Genomic DNA, 20,794 nt, shown 5'->3' with positions numbered 1-20,794 from the left:
GACTATCGTGCCAATGCTCCGCGTTGGCATGCAGTTCGTGACGCTCCGCGTCACAAATTTGCGCCGCGCCGCTTACTTGGGACAGGACGCAGAGCGTCCAGAACGGCATTCCCACGCGGAGCGCTGGAACGATGAGTTACGCCTCAAGATGACTATCGTGCCAATGCTCCGCGTTGGCATGCAGTTCGTGACGCTCCGCGTCACAAATTTGCGCCGCGCCGCTTACTCGGCACAGGACGCAAAGCGTCCTGAGCGTTGGAACGATCATTTAAAAACGTCCAGCATCGTGATGCTCTCGTTATTGAGGGCTTACTGGAGTAGGGCGGTCACCCAGACAATCAGGGAGATTGGGGCCAATTGAGATCATTCCAGCCGATACCTCGCCCGATCCGCCCCCCCAGTCCAGCGGTCCACTCGCTGACGCCAGATCGTAAACCTCTGTCTCTGAAATCAACTCGCCAGTGCGATGATCATAGAGCCGAAAAAACGCAGGGTACTCCCACCAGGGTAGCCACCTTCTTGGCACCTCACTATCCGGGTGTGGCATCGAATGAAACATCATCGGAAGAACCCAGAGTGGTTTGAACAGCTCCACTCTGTAACAGCCTCCAGGGCTTATGTCAGGCTCGCCAGAGCGTTCCGCTAACCCTTTTTCCCACCATTCCGATGCGGTCCAGAGACTACCGGCGATAATAATGTAGGCTGTAAAAAATTTGAGCCGTTGTGGAAGTGGTTTCATTTACGGACTCCCAACTTTATGATCTGATCAGATTTTTTCCACAAAATGTTTGAGTAAATAAAAAAATCGCCCCCTTGACCTGTATCGCCACGATAGTTGCGAAAGTGGGAGTTTGTAACTGCAGCAAATGGTCCGTCTTTTAAACGGATGACCAGATTTCCTTGTGGCGTCAAGGCTATAGCGGTTTCTGCCTTGGTCAGCACGCGATCTTCTGTCCACGTGCCGAGATATTGTAATCCGCTAAAGTCGTAATGGTCCCGTATGTAGAAGCCTAGGTTTTTTATCTGAAAATACAGCTCGGTCTGCTGGGTGATGAAATTTTTCTTACTGAAAGCTCGTCCTGTAACACCAACTTTTAGTGTTGCAGACCCCAGCGCACCGTACATATCGTCCAGTGAGTCCCACGTACTGCCGAATATACGAAAATTTACTTGGGATAAAACATCTATCTGCCGAGAAGACAGTAAGTTGTTGCCCAGTTCAAATGAGCTATTCTCATCCCATTCGGCACGTTTCAAAAGTTTTCTCAATCTTTCAACCGCTTTTGCCGAGGATACGATGGACTCGGCCTCATCTACTGCTTCCCGACAACGCTCAAACTGCATTGCCCACTCCATTTTTACAATGCTTTCGTCACACTGTATTGCAGGTAAGCTCAAAGGGTCAGGTTGGGTTTTTGGCTCCTTCCACTCCTCCGGCATCTCCCACGCGGGACTGTCAAACCATCGCTGCATCAGCGCCGCTGCCGTGTTCCAACCCATGTTGCGCATGGCTCCGGGTATGCGGGAGAGGGCCAGGCTTTGGATGATGACTTCTTTGGCCGGGGTGTCTGTCGGGGCGTAGGTGTGTGAAGCTCCTTGGGGCAAGGCGAAGTAAGTGTCGGGGCCCAAGGCGTTGGTACGCTGGAAATCGTTCAGAGACATTGGGGTTACTCCATGACCGGCCAAGGGGCGGTGGTTGCGAGTTGCAGTGCGATGACAGCCGGGCTTTTATGGCTGCGGCTGTAGCCTTGCAGGTCAAGCGCGCCAACGCAGGTGCAGCGTTGGTCTTGCATCACCACATAGCCCAGATGACCCAGGCTGGAACGCTTTTGATTGAACAGACGAAAACGTTCGTCGCACATGATTGACTCTCGCTGGTCCACCAGCGAATTAACTGAATGCACAACCCGATCCACCACACTTTCGCTGGCCGCCTCCTGATCATTACCAACCGAAGGATCGGGCGCAGACTGCACAACACTCGACCGCCTCTCAACCCGAAAGAAACTTTGTTGCCTGGATATCAATCGAGCCCCGCAACTGGTGAGGTCGCCCTCCAGTGCGATGATGTTTTCTTCGATATGAAAGTTGTTTTCTTCACCGATGATTTTGCTGGCGCCATGCAGTGGGCAGATGACGTCACAGCCTCTGTGCGCCACAGGGAAACCATTGATGCGCTTTGTTTGATCGCCGTTGATAACAGACCCTCCGTGGTCTGTGGTGTCGCCCTGAACGATGGCCAGAAGTTTCATGCAATGCTCCTTGCACACTTTTTATCAGCAGCACGAGTCTCTGACGTCTGATAGGTTTAATCGACGTTTATGAACAGGCGCAGCGTTTTAATTAATGTGCAGGTAGAGATATCATTACTTTATGTTTTCGGAAATGACGGAGCGTCATTTGCGATAATTAAGGACTGAGCTTACGCTGGGCTGATAAGGCTCTTACAAATAGTATGGATATTTCCCACGGAAATAGAATATTCAGAGGCGGGTATCAGCAATAAAGAGGGTTCGCCATATTTGATTGATAAACACGGCGAACATACAGACTCAGAGAGTTATCGACTCAGTCGAGCCAATCAACCGCCGCCCAGGACCACACTCAGCGCATTGCGCGCATCGTCCAGTTGCACCAGCGAAGCATGGCGTGCGCCCAGTGCGTCGCGGTTCTGGATGGCGGTGAGGATTGCCTTGTGACGAGGCATGGCCAGTTCGTGCAGGTTGGGGCGTTTGTTGGAGTATTTGAGTGCTTCGCGCAACGCCAGTGACAGCATGTTGCACAAGTGCGCCAGCAGGTCGTTGTGGGTGGCGTCGGCGATGCGGCTGTGGAAGTCGAGGTCGGGTTGCAGCAGGTCTTCCGGCGTCGGTGCAGCTTCCATGCGCAGGTAGGCTTCGTGGATCGACTCGATCTCTGCGTCGGTGGCATGTTGCGCGGCCAGTGCGGCAACCGCCGGTTCGATGACAGCGCGCACACTGGTCAGCAGGTTGAAGAATTCATTCTGCGGCGAACTTTGCATCACCCAGTGCAGCACATCCGGGTCCAGCAGGTGCCATTCGCGTCGGGCCTTGACCACCGTGCCGACACGCGGCCGCGAGTAGACCAGCCCCTTGGCGACCAGAACCCGTGTGGCTTCACGCAGTACCGGGCGGCTGACGGCATACTCTTCGCAGAGCAGTGCTTCGGCAGGCAGCTTTTCGTCAGGCTTGAAACGGCCGGATACGATTTGCATGCCCAGTTCCTGGACAATGCGCGCGTGCATGCTTTTTCGGTCGGAAGGCTTTCGATAATCCATGAGAGCGCAATTGGGTCCTGGCGGTGATTGCTGGGCATCATACCATCGCGCAACAGTGACGGCGGTCCCCAGAACAAGGGACCGCCGCTTCTTTTAGTGCGAGTGGCGAGGCACTTCTGAACCTCTGCAACCGACCAGAAAGTCGAAGTCGCAGCCTTGATCCGCCTGCATCACCCGGTCCACGTACAGTTGACGATAGCCACCGAGCAGCAGTTGCGGCGGGGCCTGCCACTCGGCAAGACGTGCATCCAGTTCGGCTTGTGGGATGTCCAGATGCAAGCGCCCGCTGGCGCAGTCCAGTTCGATCCAGTCGCCTTCCTTGACCACGGCCAGCGGCCCGCCGGCTGCGGCTTCCGGTGCCACATGCAAAACCACTGTGCCATAGGCCGTGCCGCTCATACGTGCATCGGAAATGCGCACCATGTCGGTCACACCCAGCGCGAGCAGTTTGGCCGGAAGGCCCATGTTGCCGACCTCGGCCATGCCCGGATAACCTTTGGGGCCGCAGTTCTTGAGCACCATGACCGAGGTGGCGTCAATGTCCAGATCCGGATCGTTGATCCGCGCCTTGTACATTTCGAAGTTCTCGAACACCACCGCCCGGCCACGATGCTGCATCAGTGCCGGTGTAGCGGCAGACGGTTTGAGCACTGCGCCGAGGGGGGCGAGGTTGCCGCGCAATACGCAGATACCACCATCAGCGCGAATCGGATTGTCCAGAGCACGGATTACCTGGTCCTCGCCATAGATCGGTGAATTGCAGGTGTTTTCGCCAATGCTTTTACCGTTGACGGTCAGGGCGTCCGGGTTGGGCAGCAAATTGGCTTCGTTCATGCGCCGCAGCACGGCAGGCAGGCCACCGGCGTAGTAGAACTCTTCCATCAGAAAGCGCCCTGAGGGTTGCAGGTCGACGATGGTCGGCATGCCACGGCCCATGCGCGACCAGTCATCCAGGTCCAGGTCGACGCCGATGCGCCCGGCAATGGCCTTGAGGTGGATAACGGCGTTGGTCGAACCGCCGATGGCTGCATTGACCCGGATTGCGTTTTCGAATGCGGCCTTGGTGAGAATCTTCGACAGGCGCAGGTCTTCACGAACCATGTCCACCGCACGCATGCCGGACATGTGCGCCAGCACGTAACGCCGCGAATCCACTGCCGGAATAGCCGCGTTGTGCGGCAGCGAAGTGCCCAGCGCTTCGGCCATGCAGGCCATGGTCGAGGCCGTGCCCATTGTGTTGCAGGTGCCTGCCGAGCGAGACATGCCGGCTTCGGCGGAGAGAAACTCATCCAGGCTGATGGTGCCGGCCTTGTAGGACTCGTGCATCTGCCAGACGATGGTTCCGGCGCCGATGTCCTTGCCTTCATGCTTGCCGTTGAGCATCGGTCCGCCGGTCACGACGATGGCGGGGATGTCGCAACTGGCGGCACCCATCAACAGGGCAGGTGTGGTTTTGTCACAGCCAGTCAGCAGCACGACGCCATCAATGGGGTTGCCGCGAATCGCTTCTTCAACGTCCATGCTCGCCAGGTTGCGGGTGAACATCGCGGTAGGACGCAGGTTGGATTCGCCGTTGGAAAACACCGGAAACTCCACCGGCCAGCCGCCTGCTTCGATCACACCACGTTTGACGTGCTCGGCGATCTGCCGGAAATGCGCGTTGCAGGGGGTCAACTCCGACCAGGTATTGCAAATGCCGATGATCGGCTTGCCCTGGAACTGATGGTCGGCAATACCCTGATTCTTCATCCAGCTGCGGTACATGAAGCCATTCTTGTCAGCGGTGCCAAACCACTGGGCAGAACGGAGGGTCGGTTTTTTATCGGAGTCAGACATGATCGGCTCTCTTATTGTAAGACTTAATGGCGATACTGCTGGCTAAGGTAAGCCTAAAAAACGCGTATTGGAAGAGTTGTCAGTTTAAATAGTATTACTATATAGTCGGTCGTAGACGAGGGATCATCCTGGCGCATGTGCTGCATTATTCAGCCCCCAGGCACAGAGGCGATCCCCGCAGGTTCCATAACAAAAACAATGGGAGACCGCCTACATGAGCCAGGAACTGCGGCTTATACGCCGCATTACGTTCAAACTGATTCCGTTTCTTATCCTGCTGTACCTGATCGCTTATGTAGACCGCTCTGCCGTGGGCTTTGCCAAGCTGCACATGGGCGCGGACATCGGTATCGGCGACGCCGCCTACGGGCTGGGTGCCGGACTGTTCTTCATCGGTTACTTCCTGCTGGAGATCCCCAGTAACCTGATGCTCGAGCGTTTCGGCGCACGTCGCTGGTTCGCGCGGATCATGATCACCTGGGGCGCGATCACCATCGGCATGGCCTTCGTCCAGGGGCCGCACAGCTTCTATGTGATGCGTTTTCTGCTGGGTGCTGCCGAGGCGGGCTTCTTTCCCGGTGTGCTGTACTACATCACCCAATGGTTTCCGGTGCGCCATCGCGGCAAGATCCTTGGCCTTTTCATCCTCTCGCAACCCATCGCCATGATGATCACCGGGCCCGTTTCCGGCGGTTTGCTGGGCATGGACGGCATACTCGGTCTGCATGGCTGGCAATGGCTGTTCATCGTCATTGGTACGCCAGCGATTCTGCTGACCTGGCCGGTGCTGCGCTGGTTGCCGGATGGTCCGCAGCAGGTCAAATGGATGGACCAGGCCGAGAAGGACTGGCTGACCGGTGAGTTGAAAAAGGACTTGGAAGAGTACGGACAGACCCGCCACGGCAATCCACTGCATGCCTTGAAAGACAAACGCGTGCTGTTGCTGGCGCTGTTCTACCTGCCGGTGACCTTGAGCATCTACGGTCTGGGCCTGTGGCTGCCGACCCTGATCAAACAGTTCGGTGGCAGTGACCTGACCACCGGCTTCGTGTCATCGGTGCCTTACATTTTCGGCATCATTGGCCTGCTGATCGTGCCGCGCAGTTCCGACCGCCTCAACGACCGTTACGGGCATCTGGCCGTGCTCTATGTGCTGGGTGCCATCGGCCTGTTCTGCAGCGCCTGGCTGACCCTGCCGGTGGCGCAGCTGGCTGCATTGTGCGCCGTGGCATTCGCGCTGTTTTCCTGCACGGCGGTGTTCTGGACCTTGCCGGGGCGGTTCTTCGCTGGTGCCAGTGCCGCAGCCGGTATCGCGCTGATCAATTCGGTCGGCAACCTGGGCGGCTACATCGGGCCGTTCGTGATCGGTGCGTTGAAGGAAATCACCGGCAGCCTGGCATCGGGCCTCTATTTTTTGTCGGGTGTCATGGTCTTCGGGCTGCTGCTGACCGGCATCGTCTATCACGTGCTGGAGCGCAAGCATGTGCTGCCAGTGTCCGACTTCGCGGCGAGTGCCAAGGCGAGGTAGGTTTTCAGCGGCCCATTATCTGGAAGGAGAATTTCATGCGGTTAGTACAGTTTGAATTGAGCGACGGTCAGCGCCGGGTCGGTCTGGTCGACGGTGATCAGGTGCGTGAGGTCCAGGGTGTCGAGAGTGTTCGCGAGCTGGCGCTGGCGGCGATCGAGGCGGGTTCGGCTCTGGCGCACCAGGTCGAGCAGCGTGGGGTTGGCGAGACGCACGACTATTCGCAGTTGCTTGAGGAACTGCGGATTCTGCCGCCGCTCGACCATCCTGACCCTGCGCACCTGCTGGTCAGCGGCACCGGGCTGACCCATCTGGGCAGTGCGTCGGCACGCGACAAGATGCACCAGCAGTCAGGCGACGAAGCTTCGATGACCGACACTATGCGTATCTTCAAATGGGGCGTTGAAGGCGGCAAGCCGGTGGCGGGGCAGGCCGGTGTTCAGCCAGAGTGGTTCTACAAGGGTGACGGCAGCATTGTCGTGCGCCCCGGCCATTCGTTTTCCCTGCCGCCTTTCGCCGAAGATGGCGGGGAAGAGCCCGAACTGAGTGGCCTGTATGTGATCGGTCATGACCGCAAGCCGTACCGGTTGGGCTTCGCCATCGGCAACGAATATTCCGACCACGTCATGGAGCGTCGCAACTACCTGTATCTGGCGCATTCGAAACTGCGCGCCTGTTCGTTCGGTCCGGAGTTGCGCGTGGGCGACTTGCCGCAAAGCCTGTCGGGCACCAGCCGGGTCTGGCGCGACGGCAAGGTGCTGTGGGAAAAAGAGTTCCTCAGTGGCGAAGCGAACATGTGCCACAGCCTGGAAAACCTTGAATACCATCACTTCAAGTATGCACAGTTCCTCAGGCCCGGTGACGTGCATGTGCATTTCTTCGGCACCGCGACCCTGTCGTTTGCCGATGGCGTGCGCACCCAGCCGGGCGATCGTTTCGAGATCAGTCAGGCCGAGTTCGGCAAGCCGCTGGTTAACGGTTTGGCACCGAGCGAGCCGGTGTTTCAGCCGGGCGGCATCGGCAAGCTGTAAGCGCAGTCCCTGTTTGACTGCTCACCGTGCCAGCGCTCGGCGCTGGTACGGCTCTACTTGCGCTCCGACTGTATCTGCGCCTGCCTTTTGCCCTATCATTCGCGCTTTTGCTGGCCGGATGAATTTCATGACTACCACACCCACCACACTGCTCGCCGCACTCGAAGCCACCACCATGCTGGAAATCGACGGTCTGCACGCCTGGGACTTCTCTCTGGGCGAGGAATTGAACGTCGAATGCATGGACGGCCGCGAGCGCAAGGTATGGCGCTTCACCAAGGCGCAAGTCGATGCTGCGACCTTCGATGAATCCCTGCAAAGCTGGGTGATCAATGACGGCAACGCCGATCACCGGATCATCTGTCTGGATGCCTTCACCCCTTCCGACGAAGATGATTCCGCGCAGGATTGAGTAAATGCGGGCTGGCGCTGTCATAGACCCGACAGTGCCGTAACAGGCATCAATAATTTCGACAAAAAGGGATGCCCTCCATGCCCCATAAATTTCTGCCGTGGCTGGCGATTGCCAGTGCCATGAGCGCATTTACCCTGCAGGCCCAAGCCATGCCCGATACTGAATTGCTGATAGGTTCCTACACGCAAGGCAAGAGTGAAGGGATCTATCGTTTTGCCTTCGACAGCAAAACCGGGATGATCGACGCCAAGCCGCTGCAAGTGGTCAAAACCGAAAACCCGTCGTGGCTGACCGTCTCCAGAGACCAGCGTTATCTGTTCGCGGTCAATGAAAACGGCCCAGGGCAAAAAGATGTGGTCGGTAAGGTCAGCAGCTTTGCAATCGACCCGAAAACCCGTCAGATCACGCCGATCAATCAGGTTCAAAGCCGCGGTGAAGAACCGACGCACTCCAGCCTTAGTTATGACGGCCGCTACCTGTTCGTTGCCAACTACGCAGTAAACCCTGAACCGGGCGGTGCGCTGACCGTGGTGCCGGTGGGCAAGGACGGTACGTTGAGCGAGGCCGTTCAGGTCTTGCCGCTGGGGCCCGGAAGCAAGGTCAACAGTGAGCGGCAGATGTCGTCACATGTGCACCTGGCCGTGCCGACCCCGGATGACAAGTACTTAGTGAGCGCTGACTTGGGCGCTGACAAGCTGTTTGTGTATCGCTACGACGCGAGCCAGGCCAAGCCACTGCAGCCAGCCAAGGAGCCGACCGTGCAATTGCCGGGTGGCTCCGGACCACGTCACACCCTGTTCAGTGCTGATGGCAAGCATGCCTGGCTGGTGCTGGAAATGACGGCGCAGGTCGTGGTGTTTGACTACCATGACGGCGTCTTCAAGCAGACCCAACTGGTTGATATGAAGAACAAGGGTATGCAGGAGAAAAACGGTGGCGGTGCCTTGCACACCTCACCGGACGGCAAGTTTCTCTATGTGACCAATCGTGGTGACGCGAATCAGGTCGTGGTATTCCGTATCGATCAGGCCAGCGGCAAGCTGGAAGAAATTCAGCGCCGTTCCCTGGAAGGCAAGGAGCCACGCGAGTTCGCCTTTGACCCGACTGGCAAGTACATGCTGTTCGCCAATCAGAAGAGCAACCAGATCGTGACCGTGCGCCGTGATCCGCAGAGCGGGAAGATCGGTGAAACTGTGCAGAAATTTGATGCAGATTCACCTTCTTATCTGCGTTTTCTGACTGACAAGTAAGCCTTTCCAGCTCCAGCCCTCTAGATACAAGGGCTGGAGCCGTTATCATTCTTGATGATATGGGTTAGTGCTACAAAAGATTTCTGCTGAACCACCCTCGGGCGTAAGTTTGAGTCACGGCCAAGACGGCCAACACTTCAAGCAAACGCTAACCGGATAACGAGGGGTGACCGACATGAATTTCAATCTTTTCTCCATCATTGCTGCATCGGCTGTTTCCGCAAGCGTCGCGCTTCCAGCCAGTGCCAGTGTCGATGTAGCTGACAAAAAAGCCCACGCTGCTCAGACCTACACTCAGACCTACACCTCGAAATATCTGCAACAGAGCGCTAATTTCTACGCAGCGCTGGATCACAAATCCGCTCAATGATTCATCAGCCGTCACGCTTTCGCGAGCATGTTCGCCAACACAGGTCCCTGCGACTTACTGCCCACTGCGCGGCAGACCATGCACGGAATGTCAGGCGAGCCTGTTCGCGAAAGCATTGACGGCGATGGCGTATTCAAGACCGGACGCAGAGCGTCCAGAACGGCATGCGACGCGGAGCGCCGCACGATAGTTGAAAACGTCCAGAGCTACGGCACGATAGTTGAGATTATCGTTCCGCACGTTCCAGCGTGGGAGTGCCGTTCGTGACGCTCCGCGTCACAGGTCTCTCAGTTACCCACCTCGATTGTGCTCAACCCATTCCCCTGACGACGCACTTTGATCTGTACCGGAATCCGCTCGTGCATTTCCTGTACGTGGGAGATCACGCCGACCTTGCGGCCCTGCGCCTGCAAGCCGTCCAGTGCGTCCATTGCCAGTTGTAGCGATTCCGGGTCGAGGCTGCCGAAACCTTCGTCGATGAACAGCGACTCGATACGCAGCGTGCTGGAGGCCATCGAGGCCAGGCCCAGCGCCAACGCCAGCGAGACCAGAAAGGTTTCCCCGCCTGATAGCGAATGCACCGAGCGCAGTTCATCGCCCATTTCGGTGTCCATAACCAGCAGGCCGAGCATGCTGCCGCCGCGTTTCAGGCGGTAGCGACGCACCAGTTGTCGGAGCTGCGCATTGGCGTGATGGACCAGCAGGTCAAGGTTGTAGGCCTGGGCGATCTTGCGGAATTTGTCGCCTTCGGCCGAGCCGATCAGCGATGCCAGGCGTGCCCAGCGCAGGTATTCGTTGTTGGCGTCGATGATGCGCGCCTGCAACTCGCTGTTGGCGTTGCGGCGGCGTTGATCTTCGCTGAGTTCGGCGCGCAGGTCGGCGCACTGCTGCTCGCCGAGCGCTGACTGCTCCTGGGCCTGTTGCAGCGCTGCCGCCAGTTGCGTGCTGTCGTTAAGGTCGCTGTGTTGCGCCTGATGCTGTTGCAGGCGCTGATCGCGTTCCTGCAGCAATACTTTTGCCTGCTCCAACGCCTTGTCGGTAGCGTTCAGTTGCAGACGCAGTTGCTCAACATGCGCGTCATCGTAAGTCAGCAGTGTGTCGAGCGCGGTATCGTCCAGCTCGGGATGCTGGCCGCGCCACTCGCTGATCTGCACATCAAGTTCAGCCAGTTCCTGCTGTAAGGATTGCTGTTGTTGCCGGGCGGACTTGAGTTCGGCAGCCAGCTGGATCAACTGGCTTTGAATCTGCTGCAGAGCCTCGGCGGCCGAGCTTTCGGTTTGCCTGGCTTGCTCAATGGTGCTTTCCAGCGCCTGTTGCCAGTGCTCGGCAGTCGCATGCTCGCCCAGCAAGCCGGTCAGTGCCTGTTGGCTGGCCTGCTGTTGCTCGCCGAGCCGGGCGACTTCCTGCGCCAGTTCGGTCTGGCGGTGCAGGCGAGTCTGCTGCTCGATCTGCTGCTTTTCGATCTTCTGCTGGCGCTCGCTCTGCTCCTGCTGCTCTTCGTGTTGCTGCTCCAGTTGATCCAGACGCTGAGTCACCTGCTGCTCAAGCTGCATCACTGTCGCCGATGCATCACTGCGCAGCCCTTCAAGCACGTGTGGCGAGACCAGCGGCGTAAATGCGCTCAGTTCTTCTTCCAGCCGCTGCCTGTCGACGTCCAGCTGCTTGAGCTGCTCGGCAACATGGCTCGCCGCGGTCTGACTGGCTTCTGTGGCTGCCTGAAGTTGCTGCTGCAAGCGGGCGGCGTCTTTCTGCAGGGTCAGCAACGCTTCCTGGCGTTGCTCGTCACGGGTGATGACTTCGCTCAGGTTATTCAATTGCTGGCTCAACCAGCTGTCACGCTTGCCTGCGTCGTGGTCGAGCAATTGAGCCGCGAGGGGATGAGATTCCAGATCCGGTGCCAGGGCTTGATAACGCAGGGTGAGCTGCTCGTGTTGGCGAAGCAGCTCTTTCTGGCGGGCGATCACGCCGCCAACCTGCTCGCGCAATTGGTTGCGCTGTTCGGTCAGCTGGTCCACCGCCTTCTGCGCGCTGGCCTGCTCGTTGTCATCATGTTGCGTGAGGCTTTCCAGCAAAGCTTCCGGCTGATGCCAAGGGTGCTCAATGCTGCCACAGACCGGGCAGGGCTGGTCGTCCTGCAACTGGACGCGCAATTCTTCAACGCTGGCGCTGCGGGCCAGGCGTTGACGTTCCAGCAGTTGCCGGGTAACGGTCAGGGTCTGTTCGGCGACGGTCAGTTCATCACGAACGCGAATGCCTTCGCTGTTGAGCTGTTCGCGTTGCTGCTGAGCGCTTTGCTGTTGCTGCGCCAGATCGGCCAGTTGCCGGTCTACGTCCTGCTGGCTGGCCCACAGACGGGCCAGGTCTTCGAATGCGCGTTGCTGCTTGCGATTGTCCTGCAGCAGGCTGCCGAGAATCTGTACCTGTTCAGTCACCGCATCCACTTCGCAATCGGCTTCGCGGTACAGCAATTCCAGCGCGCTGCGTTGCTCGGTCAACTGTTGGTCAGCCGTGCTGGCACGTTGCTGCAGTGCAGGCAGTTCACTCTGCCCGTGCTTGAGGCGGTTGGCGATCAGCGTGAGGGACTTCAGGCGGTCGCGCCAGGCGCTCCAGGCCTGAGCCAGCGGGGCCAGTTCGCTGCTGTGCTCCAGTTGCTCGGCAATACGTTCAAGGCGCTGCGAAACCTGTTGCTGCTGGTCGAGCAGAATGTGCAGGCTGGCCTGACCCTCAGTACAAAGCTGTCCGGTTTGCTGATGCAGGTCAGACACTTTGGCCAGTTCCTGGGCCAGGTGGTTCAGCGTGTTCTGTGTGTCAAAAGCCTGCTGCAACAGCGGTTTGGCGGTGCTGTGGGTTTGCTGGGCCGCCAGCAGACTGGCGTGCGCCTGGGTGCGGTGGGTCTCCAGTTGTTGCTGCTGATCTTGCAGCGAAGCCTGTTGTTGCTGATGCTGGAGAATTTGCTCCGCCAACGGGTTGAGCTGGGCGTTCAGCGTGACCCGACGCGTGAAACGGTGGCGTTGCGGGCCCAGGCGTTCCAGTTGGCCGAGGGTCTGACGTGCTCCGCTCTGGTCGTCCCAGGCCTGTTGAGTACGGGTGATCGCTTCCTGAGCAGCAAGATGTTCGTCGCGCAGGCGGTGCAGCTCGATCAGCCACTGCTGTTTGATTTCCAGTTGCCGTTGCTGTGCCTGGTGCGCCTTGAGCTGCTGCTGCGCATCGTTGAGGCGTTGCTCCAGTTCGGCCAGCAGCTCCGGAGCCAGCGGGACGATGTTGCTGGCTTGAGCAGTGAGGGTTTTAAGCGCTTCCTCGGCCTCTTTGCTCTTGCTGTAAGCGCGCCGCCCGAGCTGGCTGTAGATGGCGGTATTGGTCAGCTTCTCCAGCAGTTCGCTGCGTTCCTTGTCGTCGGCCTTGAGGAAGGCGCTGAACTCGCTCTGGGCAAGCATCACGGCACGGGTGAACTGCTCGAAGTTGAGCCCCAGACGCTGCTCGATCAGTTGCTCGAATTCACGCTTGCTCTGGTTGCTGAGCACCTGTTCGCTGTCCAGGTCGGTCAGGGTCTGGCGGCTGGCCTGCAGCTTTTTGGTCGCGTTGTCGCGTGCGCGGTTGGTTTCCCAGCGCGCGCGATAACGCCGCTGATCGATGCCGATAAAGTCTACTTCTGCGTAACCGCTGCCCGTGCCACGCCGCAGCAGGGTGCGCGGGTCGCTGGTGGTGATGTCGCCGTCGATGTCCGGGACCTTGGACTGGCCGATATTGCTCAGCCGCGGAATCGCTCCGAACAGCGCCAGGCACAAGGCGTCGAGCAGGGTGCTTTTACCTGCGCCGGTCGGGCCGGTAATGGCGAACAGACCGGCGCTGGCCAGCGGCTCGGCAGTGAAATCGATTTCAAACGGCCCGGCCAGCGAGGCAAGGTTTTTCAGGCGAATGGCAAGGATTTTCATGGCTGTTCGCTCTCCTGCTGGACTTCACGCAGCAGCGTGGCGAAATCGGTCAGGGTCTGTTCGTCGACCTCGCTGCCGAAGTTGTCCTGCCAGGCACGGCTGAACAATTCCTGAGGCGTTAGCTGGTCCAGCTCGATCAGGGCGGCTTCACCCTCATTGCCGTCGGCACTGCCTTTACCGGCGTATTCAGCACCGATGCGCACCAACCGCACGGCTTTGCCCTGCAGCGCGGTTTCTATCTGGTTGCGCAGGTCCGGTTGCGGTTCATCAAGACGCACGCGCACTTCCAGCCACGGCTGGCGGTCCGGGTCGGCAAGCAGGTCGATGTCCGGCAGCGCCTTGAGCTGTACCAGCAAATCGGCCAAGGGTGCAGGCCCCAGGCGTTGCAGGTTGACGGCGCGAGGGATGAGCAACGGCTCGACACTGGTCAGCGTCTCACCGTCGCAATTGATCTCGAGAATCTGGTGCTGATAGCTGATTTCCGAAAAGGACAGTGGAATCGGCGAGCCGCTGTAGCGAATGCGCTCTTCGCCGTTGACCCGCTGCGGTTTGTGCAGGTGGCCCAGCGCGACATAGGTGATGCTTGGTCCGAACAGGCTGGCCGGTAACGCTTCGGCGTTGCCGATGATCAGGCTGCGCTCGGAGTCTTCCGAGACCGAACCGCCTGCCATGTGCGCGTGGCTGATGGCGATCAGTGCCTGACCGGGCTGGCGCTTGAGGTTGGCTGCTTCGATCAGCAACTCATGAACCCGACCGATACCGCGCAGGTAGTCGTCACCCAGCGTCGGGCCGGTGACTTCGGCAGGGCGCAGGAAAGGCAGCGCAAGGCACCAGGCTTTGACGTTGCCTTCGGCGTCCGGCAACGGCAGCAGCAGGCGTTCGGCATCCAGCACACCGTCGTCCAGCCACATCACCCTGCCCAGTGCGTGAGTACGCAAGCGGCGCATCAAGGGTGCGGGGAGTTCGATACGCGAGCCGGAGTCATGGTTGCCTGCGATCATCACGATGGTCAGCAGCGGCTGCCGTTCATGGGCGTTGACGATGAAGTCGTACAGGCGTTCCTGCGCTTTGACCGGCGGGTTGACGGTGTCGAAGATGTCGCCCGCGATCAACAGTACATCAGGTTTTCGTTCGGCCAGACGGGCCAGCAGCCAGGTCAGAAAGCAGGCGTGTTCGAAATCCCGCTCCTGACCATGCAGGTTCTGACCCAGATGCCAGTCAGAGGTGTGAAACAGACGCATTGGTTTACCTTGTCGTGTAGAGGTGTTGCCTGAGCTGCATCCTCACTTGGGATACAGCGGTGGCAACCCGGCATCGCCTGCCGGGTCCTTGATATGTTCGGCGGCAGGCAGCTTGCGCACGGCGCGCCAGAGGTCTTCACCCAGCCACAGCTTGCCGGTTTCGCTATAAAGCGCGCCGTTCAGACCGTCCAGTGCATCGGACAGCGGCACGAAACGCGCGGCCATTTCGGCCAGGGTTTCCGGCTGCTGGCGTGCCCACGCGTCGAGTGCCTGACGGGTGCCTTGAGGGTCGTTGGCCAGACAGGCGCGTTTGAGGTCATCCAGTACGGTACGCGGGCTGGGCCCGGTCTGCACGGCACGGGCGATTGCCGGCTGCCCGCGGGCCCGCCACCACAGGGCGAAACCGTAAAAGGTGGTGCAAGCCAGCAACAGCGTGCTCAGTTGCCACGGCCAGACCGGCGGGCCGATCACCGTCACGCCGCCCATCTCGTTGTTCACTGGCGTGTCCACTGCCAGGCCGGGGTTGTTGCTGATCTTCAGTGTGCGGGCGGCCAGACTGGTGTGTTCCAGATGATCTTCACGGGTATTCCACCAGGTCACTTCAACCGCAGGCAGGTCGATTGCCCCGGCCCGGCCGGGCACCAGCGCCTCGCGTTCTTCGCGGGTGCCGATCAGGCCACGTTCACTGGGCAGGTTGCGCAGCTGCGGCTGATCCGGGTAACGCCGCAGGCCGGGCACTTCGGTGGGCGGCAAGGGTGGCAGTTGCGCACCGGCCAGGCCTTCGGCCTTGAGTATGAGGGTGCGGGTCAGTGAGTCGCCGACCTGAGTGGTGCCTGGCTCGGGGCTCCAGTTTTCTTCAAGGCTGATACTGCGCGCCGGTAACCAAGGAGTATCAGCCGGGTAGTCAGCGGGCTTGGGTTTGACGGTCAACGGCACTTCAGCGGACTTGACCCGCACGGATCGGCCTGGTTGCGGGCCGAACGGGTTGGCCTCCTGGCCTTGCGAGCCTTCGGCAGGTGTCTGCACCAGCTTGGCGCTGAACACTTGCGCCGGTATCTTCAGCACGCCGCTTTGCTGCGGATAGATCGCGTAGCGTGTTTCGATCACGCCATGACGCACACCATTGATCAGCTTTTCGTAGGTGCGCGAATCACCCAGTTTTTCGACCCGTGCGTCCGGTACCTGCAAAGGGCTCAGGCTGCTGTCATCGAACAGCGACACCGAGTGGTAGACGCGCAGGGTCAGCACGGCCTGGGCCTGAACATACACGCTGTCCTGATCGAGGCTTGCTTCGATGAAGATCGACGCCAGATGGCTGCCTGGGTCCTGGGGCTCGCTTTGCAGCACCTGCAGCGTCAGTGGCTGACTTTTCAGCTCACCCAGTTGCAACGACGGGATCAACACGCTGCCGGTCTCGCGAGGCAGCAGGGTAACGATCCAGCGAGTAGTGGCCTGGCTGCTGCCGTCCAGGGTTTTCAGGCTGTTGAGCTGACGCGTATCGCGCACCTCGAAGCTGCTCTCCAGAGCGCTCATGTCTGGCTTGCCAAACTGGGTGACATCGTCGGTTTCCAGCGTCAGCTCGACAGTTTCCCCGGCGTTGAGGCGCGTGCGGTCGACGCTGGCGGTCAGTTGCGCAGCCTGCAGTGACAAGCTGATCAGGCTCAGCAGCAGGCCGATCAATAAGGTGTACACGCGACTCATCGGGTCTTTTCCTGATGTTGCTGTTCGTAGCGAAATTTGCGCCGCAGCAGTTCGCCCGGATCATCCGGAATCTGCCTCAGCCACTGTTCCAGTTCCTGGCGCCGCTCGCCAGTGATAGGGGTGTCTGCGGCCTGCAGCGGTGGGCGGGTGGTTTGCTCATCGTCCATTGATTCGCCTGAGGTGGCCTGACCGCTGACGTCTGGCGGCAGGCTCTCGCTGGCACCGGGCTGATCCGAGCGGGACGGGTTCTGATCGGCTGGCGATGCACTGCTGTTGGGGTCCTGTGACGCTTGCTGGCCTTCTTCGCCCTGATCGGCCTTGTTCTGCTCATCCTCGGCAGGCTTCTGGACATCGGCCTTGTCCAGCAGGCTTTGTACCAGCGCCCGGTTGGCTTGTGCGGCGGGAAACTCGGGCTGGCGGTCCAGGGCCTGTTCGTAGGCATCCAGTGCTGCCGCCAGTTCGCCGCTGCGCGCCAGGGCATTGCCGCGATTGTAATGGTCGGCGGCGCTGTTGCCTTCGGCAAACTGCTGGGCGGCGCTGACGTAGTCTTCGGCCTGGTAAAAGGCCACGCCTTTCCAGCGCGGGTCTTCGAAGCGTTGTGCGGCCTCGGCTGGCCGATGTTGCTCCAGTAGCCGCTGGCCCTGTTGATCGGGACGCAGCCACAGGTCCTGAAACTCGAACGCCTGGCTGTTCTGCGGAAACATGAACAGCAGCGGCAGACAGAACAGCCAGCCGCGCCGACCAGCCAGGGCTGCGATCAACAATAGCGGGAGCAGGAACCAGTGTCCCTGATCGGCCCAGGTATCGAGTTGCACAACCTGCCCGTCGCTGCTCATGTGCTGGGGGCTGGCCAGCAGGCCAAGGCTGCGCAAATCTTCTTCATCGCCTCGTGCCTGACGATAGCTGCCGCCGACCTGATCGGCGAATTCGTTGAGGCTGTTGCTGTCCAGGCGCGACACCAGAATGGCGCCCTGATCGTCCTTGAGCAGGCTGCCGTTTTCCTGCATGACCGGCGCGCCGTCAGCCGTGCCGATGCCAAGGATCAGCAACGGCGGCGATTGCCCGCGCAACGCCGCACGGATGCCCTGACGTTCCTGTTCGCTCAGTGACGAGGTAATCAGTAGAATTCGCCCTTGGCCCAGTGCGCCCTGTTTCAGCAGGTGCAGGGCTTTCTGGACCGCCAGATCGGCACGCTGGCCGGTCATGGGCATGATCGACGGCCTGATGGCTTCCAGCAGGTTATGGCTGGTGACCAGGTCATCGGACAGCGGCACCAGCGTGTGTGCGCTGCCCGCATAGACGACGATGGCGGTCTGCGCATCGCTGCGTTTTTGCAACAGGTCCAGCAGTTTGCGTTTCGCCTGTTCCAGACGGGTGGGCGCAGTGTCGGTGGCGAGCATCTGCGGGGTGAGTTCAAGTATCACCACCAGCGGATCAACCGGTTTCTGGCTGATCTGTTCGACGCGCTGCCAGCTGGGTCCCAGCAACGCGAAAAGCGCCAGCAGCCATGCCAGCCCGAGTGCGACCCACGGCAGTTTACTGTTGCTGCCGCGCCCACCGTTGAGCAGTACGGCATGAAAGTGGGTCGGCAGAAGCATTTGCCAGCGCCCGGCGCGTTTCTGCCGATGCCAGAGCCGCCAGATCAACAGCGCCAGCAACGGCAGGATCAGCAGCCATTCGGGGCGAAACCAGTGCGGCCACAGAGAGGCGATCATCGCGACCTCCAGAGGCTTTTGACGCGCTCACGCCAGTTGACTGAACGCACGACAGTCAGCAGGCGTTGCAGCGCATTGTTTGGCCACAGTTCACGCAGCACCAGCAGTACGCTCAACAGCAGGGCTGTCGCCAGCGGCCATTGATAAAGCGTCTGCGCCGGACGTGCCTGGGTGGGCTGCTGGGCAACCGGTTCCAGGCTGTCCAGGGTGGCGCGAATCTTTTCCAGTTGGTCGCCGTCACGAGCACGGAAATACTGGCCGCCACTGAGGCTGGCGATTTCCTTGAGCGTCGGTTCGTCCAGATCAAGGCTCGGATTGAGGCCGAGGACGCTTTGCAGCGCGTCCTTGTCGGGGTCCGAGCCAATACCGATAGGGTAGATTTTTACGCCTTCTTCGGCAGCCAGCCGCGCGGCAGTGATCGGATCGATCTGGCCGGCGTTATTGGCACCGTCAGTGACCAGCACCAGCACGCGGCTGGTGGCCGGACGCAGGCGCAGGCGTTTCAGGCCCAGACCGATAGCATCGCCAAGCGCAGTATTCTTGCCTGCAATACCGATTTTTGCCTCGTCAAGCCAGACCCTTACAGTGCGCCGGTCATAGGTGAGCGGTGCCTGGACAAAAGCCTGAGTGCCAAACAGGATCAAACCGACCCGGTCGCCCTTGCGGCCCTCGAGAAAGTCACCGAGCAGCTGTTGCACCAGCACCAGTCGGCTGACTTCATCGCTTTTCCACTGCATGTCCGGGTAGTCCATGGAACCGGACACGTCGACCGCCACCAGCAGGTCGCGCCCGCTGGCAGCCACTGGCAGTGGCTCGCCCAGCCATTGCGGTCGCGCGGTGGCAATCAACAGCAACAGCCAGATCAACAGAAAGGGCGCGCGCTGCCTCCAGACCGGCAGATTGGCCTTGGCGCGGCGTCCACTCAGCCCTTCGAGTTCACTGAGAAAACTGACCTTGAGCGCCGGCTCGCCGCTGTCGGCCATGGGCAGCAGGGCGCGCATCAGCCACGGCAGCGGCAGCAGGGCGAAAACCCAGGGCCAGACGAACTCAAACATGTTTGCGGATCCAGGTATCAACCGCCTGGGTCAGCCCGGTGATGGCCTTGTCGTCCAGCTTGCACTCGGGTTTGTAGGCACCTTCGACCAGAATCATCCAGCGCGTCAGGCCTGCCGCCGGGCAGCGGTTGTCGAGGAACGCCAGCCATTTTCGGCCGTTCAGCGTGTGGCTCTGGCTGTGCGGATAATGGTTGCGGCACAGGCGCTTGAGCAGGCCGTTGATCTGCTGCAGCCAGGCACCTGCCGGGGCGCCATCGTAGGGCTTGGGCAAGCTGGCGAGTTCCGCCAGGGCGGCGAGGCGAACCGGGTCCAGCGGTTGTTCGCTGCGAACCTTGCGCGCCTTGACTGGCAGCAGTACGCGCAAACGCCACAGGCCCCAGCCCGCTGCCGGGATCAGCAACAGCAGCAGCCACCACCCCGGGGCAAGCGGCCAAAAGCCGACGGCTTCGGGAGCAATCAGCGGCTCGAGCTGATCAAGCGGATTCATTTGCGCTTCACCGGACGCTTTGCGTTGAGGTATTCGCGCAATTGTTCAACGAGTTCCGCCTGGGTGCTCAAGGGCATGAGCAATACCCGCAGTTTCTGCGCGAGCAATTCCCAGCGCGCAGAGCGGTCTTCGCCCTGTTGCCGGTAGGCGCGGCGCAGTTCGGGGTTGAGGGTATCGAGTTCCAGCTGCGCGCCGCGTTCGGCAAAGCGCAGCAGGCCCGCAGCGGGCAGCGCGCGGTCCAGTGGGTCGGACAATGGCAGCAACAGCAGGTCGCTGTGGCGTGACAGCAGGCTCAACTGTTGTTCGGCAGCATCGGAAAGGGCGCGTTCGTCGCACAACACGATGACCAGGCTGCCAGGGCGCAGCACTTCCCGGGCGCGACGCAGCGCAGTGCCGAAGGCATCGCGGTCTGCCGGGATCTCGGTGTGCAGTGACTGATTGACCCGCACCAGTCGGTTGAGCAACTGCAACAGGCTTTGTTTGCTGCGTCGGGGCTTGATCTCGTAGTGCTCGTTATCGCCGAACACCAGCCCGCCGACCCTGTCGTTGTGTTCCAGCGCTGCCCAGCCGATCAGCGCGGCAGCCTGGGCCGCGAGTACCGACTTGAACATCAGACCGGAGCCGAAGAACAGTCGACGGCTTTGCTCCACCAGAATGAAAATCGGCCGCTCGCGTTCTTCGTGGAACAGCTTGGTGTGCGGCTCCTGAGTGCGTGCGGTCACGCGCCAGTCGATGCTGCGCACGTCGTCACCAGCCTGATAGACCCGCACCTGATCGAAATCCACGCCGCGCCCGCGCAGTTTGGAGTGGTGCAGGCCGATCAACGGGCTGCGTTGGCTGGGCGTAGAGAACAGCTGAACTTCCCGCACCCGATGACGCATTTCGATCAGCTCGCTGAGGCTGACGCGGATGCCCGGCTGGGGGATCAGGTAGGGTTGCAT

At 60.1% G+C, this 20,794-nt stretch carries 18 protein-coding genes; 6 read left to right on the top strand and 12 right to left on the bottom strand.

What is annotated here, in order from left to right:
* The coding region (locus tag RYC17_RS16155) for a hypothetical protein (RefSeq protein ID WP_316903756.1) at positions 1-361 on the top strand (361 nt) is incomplete at its 5' end.
* On the opposite strand, the gene RYC17_RS16150 is transcribed toward RYC17_RS16155, so the two are convergent.
* The 5 genes from RYC17_RS16150 to RYC17_RS16130 all read right to left on the bottom strand — a co-directional run bounded on the left by RYC17_RS16150 (position 299) and on the right by RYC17_RS16130 (position 5,131).
* Positions 299-739, bottom strand: a complete 441-nt coding sequence (locus RYC17_RS16150; RefSeq protein ID WP_316889231.1) for a hypothetical protein — start codon at positions 737-739, stop codon at positions 299-301. The genes RYC17_RS16155 and RYC17_RS16150 overlap by 63 nt on opposite strands.
* The gene (locus RYC17_RS16145; protein WP_316889234.1) at positions 736-1,662 is read right to left on the bottom strand and encodes a DUF6402 family protein; all 927 of its coding nucleotides are present in this window, start codon (positions 1,660-1,662) and stop codon (positions 736-738) included. The genes RYC17_RS16150 and RYC17_RS16145 overlap by 4 nt, the downstream gene beginning before the upstream one ends.
* A gap of 5 nt (positions 1,663-1,667) precedes the next feature.
* A complete protein-coding gene (locus RYC17_RS16140; RefSeq protein WP_316903736.1) occupies positions 1,668-2,252 on the bottom strand; it encodes a PAAR domain-containing protein in 585 nt (194 codons plus the stop codon).
* A 329-nt stretch (positions 2,253-2,581) separates the two neighbouring features.
* Positions 2,582-3,295, bottom strand: a complete 714-nt coding sequence (locus RYC17_RS16135) for a FadR/GntR family transcriptional regulator (RefSeq protein WP_002554489.1) — start codon at positions 3,293-3,295, stop codon at positions 2,582-2,584.
* 93 nt (positions 3,296-3,388) lie between these two features.
* Positions 3,389-5,131 (bottom strand): IlvD/Edd family dehydratase, encoded by a 1,743-nt coding sequence (locus RYC17_RS16130; RefSeq protein ID WP_058399922.1) that lies wholly within the window; start codon positions 5,129-5,131, stop codon positions 3,389-3,391.
* Positions 5,132-5,345: 214 nt separating this feature from the next.
* Between RYC17_RS16130 and RYC17_RS16125 the strand changes: the two genes are divergently transcribed.
* The 5 genes from RYC17_RS16125 to RYC17_RS16105 all read left to right on the top strand — a co-directional run bounded on the left by RYC17_RS16125 (position 5,346) and on the right by RYC17_RS16105 (position 9,722).
* Complete coding sequence (locus tag RYC17_RS16125; protein WP_058399923.1) at positions 5,346-6,659, top strand: MFS transporter; 1,314 nt, start codon at positions 5,346-5,348, stop codon at positions 6,657-6,659.
* A gap of 35 nt (positions 6,660-6,694) precedes the next feature.
* Positions 6,695-7,687: an AraD1 family protein gene (araD1, locus tag RYC17_RS16120; protein ID WP_058399924.1), complete on the top strand. Its 993-nt coding sequence runs from the start codon at positions 6,695-6,697 to the stop codon at positions 7,685-7,687.
* Between the two features lie 127 nt (positions 7,688-7,814).
* Entirely contained in the window at positions 7,815-8,099 is a 285-nt protein-coding gene (locus RYC17_RS16115) for a DUF5629 family protein (RefSeq protein WP_003368505.1), read from the top strand.
* Positions 8,100-8,179: 80 nt separating this feature from the next.
* Positions 8,180-9,352 carry a lactonase family protein gene (locus tag RYC17_RS16110; protein ID WP_316903733.1) on the top strand — a complete coding sequence of 391 codons (1,173 nt, stop codon included), beginning with the start codon at positions 8,180-8,182 and terminating at the stop codon, positions 9,350-9,352.
* A 175-nt stretch (positions 9,353-9,527) separates the two neighbouring features.
* Positions 9,528-9,722 carry a hypothetical protein gene (locus RYC17_RS16105; protein ID WP_219169752.1) on the top strand — a complete coding sequence of 65 codons (195 nt, stop codon included), beginning with the start codon at positions 9,528-9,530 and terminating at the stop codon, positions 9,720-9,722.
* A 287-nt stretch (positions 9,723-10,009) separates the two neighbouring features.
* On the opposite strand, the gene RYC17_RS16100 is transcribed toward RYC17_RS16105, so the two are convergent.
* Genes RYC17_RS16100 through RYC17_RS16070 form a run of 7 tightly spaced genes read right to left on the bottom strand, consistent with a single transcriptional unit; the run spans position 10,010 to position 20,794 of the window.
* A complete protein-coding gene (locus tag RYC17_RS16100) occupies positions 10,010-13,654 on the bottom strand; it encodes an AAA family ATPase (RefSeq protein WP_316889242.1) in 3,645 nt (1,214 codons plus the stop codon).
* The gene (locus RYC17_RS16095) at positions 13,651-14,895 is read right to left on the bottom strand and encodes an exonuclease SbcCD subunit D C-terminal domain-containing protein (RefSeq protein ID WP_005781813.1); all 1,245 of its coding nucleotides are present in this window, start codon (positions 14,893-14,895) and stop codon (positions 13,651-13,653) included. Before RYC17_RS16095 ends, RYC17_RS16100 begins: the two co-directional genes overlap by 4 nt.
* A 42-nt stretch (positions 14,896-14,937) precedes the next feature.
* Positions 14,938-16,596, bottom strand: coding sequence for a BatD family protein (locus RYC17_RS16090; RefSeq protein ID WP_316903731.1), 1,659 nt, complete (start codon positions 16,594-16,596; stop codon positions 14,938-14,940).
* Positions 16,593-18,311 (bottom strand): VWA domain-containing protein, encoded by a 1,719-nt coding sequence (locus tag RYC17_RS16085; RefSeq protein WP_219169746.1) that lies wholly within the window; start codon positions 18,309-18,311, stop codon positions 16,593-16,595. The genes RYC17_RS16090 and RYC17_RS16085 overlap by 4 nt, the downstream gene beginning before the upstream one ends.
* Entirely contained in the window at positions 18,308-19,366 is a 1,059-nt protein-coding gene (locus tag RYC17_RS16080) for a vWA domain-containing protein (protein WP_002554479.1), read from the bottom strand. Before RYC17_RS16080 ends, RYC17_RS16085 begins: the two co-directional genes overlap by 4 nt.
* Positions 19,359-19,853 carry a DUF4381 domain-containing protein gene (locus RYC17_RS16075; RefSeq protein ID WP_004660770.1) on the bottom strand — a complete coding sequence of 165 codons (495 nt, stop codon included), beginning with the start codon at positions 19,851-19,853 and terminating at the stop codon, positions 19,359-19,361. The genes RYC17_RS16080 and RYC17_RS16075 overlap by 8 nt, the downstream gene beginning before the upstream one ends.
* Positions 19,850-20,794, bottom strand: coding sequence for a DUF58 domain-containing protein (locus RYC17_RS16070; protein ID WP_002554477.1), 945 nt, complete (start codon positions 20,792-20,794; stop codon positions 19,850-19,852). The genes RYC17_RS16075 and RYC17_RS16070 overlap by 4 nt, the downstream gene beginning before the upstream one ends.

Source organism: Pseudomonas syringae group sp. J248-6 (assembly GCF_032586995.1).
Lineage (GTDB): Bacteria > Pseudomonadota > Gammaproteobacteria > Pseudomonadales > Pseudomonadaceae > Aquipseudomonas > Aquipseudomonas amygdali.
The sequence above is the reverse complement of the archived record's forward strand: the minus strand, read 5'-3'. Positions and strand labels throughout refer to the sequence as shown.

What these genes read in the sequence shown, in the direction of transcription:
- RYC17_RS16100 (WP_316889242.1), bottom strand. Translation starts at nt 13,654, where the DNA reads ATGAAAATCCTTGCCATTCGCCTGAAAAACCTTGCCTCGCTGGCCGGG.
- RYC17_RS16080 (WP_002554479.1), bottom strand. Translation starts at nt 19,366, where the DNA reads ATGTTTGAGTTCGTCTGGCCCTGGGTTTTCGCCCTGCTGCCGCTGCCG.
- araD1 (WP_058399924.1), top strand. Translation starts at nt 6,695, where the DNA reads ATGCGGTTAGTACAGTTTGAATTGAGCGACGGTCAGCGCCGGGTCGGT.
- RYC17_RS16070 (WP_002554477.1), bottom strand. Translation starts at nt 20,794, where the DNA reads ATGCAACCCTACCTGATCCCCCAGCCGGGCATCCGCGTCAGCCTCAGC.
- RYC17_RS16135 (WP_002554489.1), bottom strand. Translation starts at nt 3,295, where the DNA reads ATGGATTATCGAAAGCCTTCCGACCGAAAAAGCATGCACGCGCGCATT.
- RYC17_RS16130 (WP_058399922.1), bottom strand. Translation starts at nt 5,131, where the DNA reads ATGTCTGACTCCGATAAAAAACCGACCCTCCGTTCTGCCCAGTGGTTT.
- RYC17_RS16125 (WP_058399923.1), top strand. Translation starts at nt 5,346, where the DNA reads ATGAGCCAGGAACTGCGGCTTATACGCCGCATTACGTTCAAACTGATT.
- RYC17_RS16105 (WP_219169752.1), top strand. Translation starts at nt 9,528, where the DNA reads ATGAATTTCAATCTTTTCTCCATCATTGCTGCATCGGCTGTTTCCGCA.
- RYC17_RS16110 (WP_316903733.1), top strand. Translation starts at nt 8,180, where the DNA reads ATGCCCCATAAATTTCTGCCGTGGCTGGCGATTGCCAGTGCCATGAGC.
- RYC17_RS16095 (WP_005781813.1), bottom strand. Translation starts at nt 14,895, where the DNA reads ATGCGTCTGTTTCACACCTCTGACTGGCATCTGGGTCAGAACCTGCAT.
- RYC17_RS16150 (WP_316889231.1), bottom strand. Translation starts at nt 739, where the DNA reads ATGAAACCACTTCCACAACGGCTCAAATTTTTTACAGCCTACATTATT.
- RYC17_RS16115 (WP_003368505.1), top strand. Translation starts at nt 7,815, where the DNA reads ATGACTACCACACCCACCACACTGCTCGCCGCACTCGAAGCCACCACC.
- RYC17_RS16145 (WP_316889234.1), bottom strand. Translation starts at nt 1,662, where the DNA reads ATGTCTCTGAACGATTTCCAGCGTACCAACGCCTTGGGCCCCGACACT.
- RYC17_RS16075 (WP_004660770.1), bottom strand. Translation starts at nt 19,853, where the DNA reads ATGAATCCGCTTGATCAGCTCGAGCCGCTGATTGCTCCCGAAGCCGTC.
- RYC17_RS16085 (WP_219169746.1), bottom strand. Translation starts at nt 18,311, where the DNA reads ATGATCGCCTCTCTGTGGCCGCACTGGTTTCGCCCCGAATGGCTGCTG.
- RYC17_RS16140 (WP_316903736.1), bottom strand. Translation starts at nt 2,252, where the DNA reads ATGAAACTTCTGGCCATCGTTCAGGGCGACACCACAGACCACGGAGGG.
- RYC17_RS16090 (WP_316903731.1), bottom strand. Translation starts at nt 16,596, where the DNA reads ATGAGTCGCGTGTACACCTTATTGATCGGCCTGCTGCTGAGCCTGATC.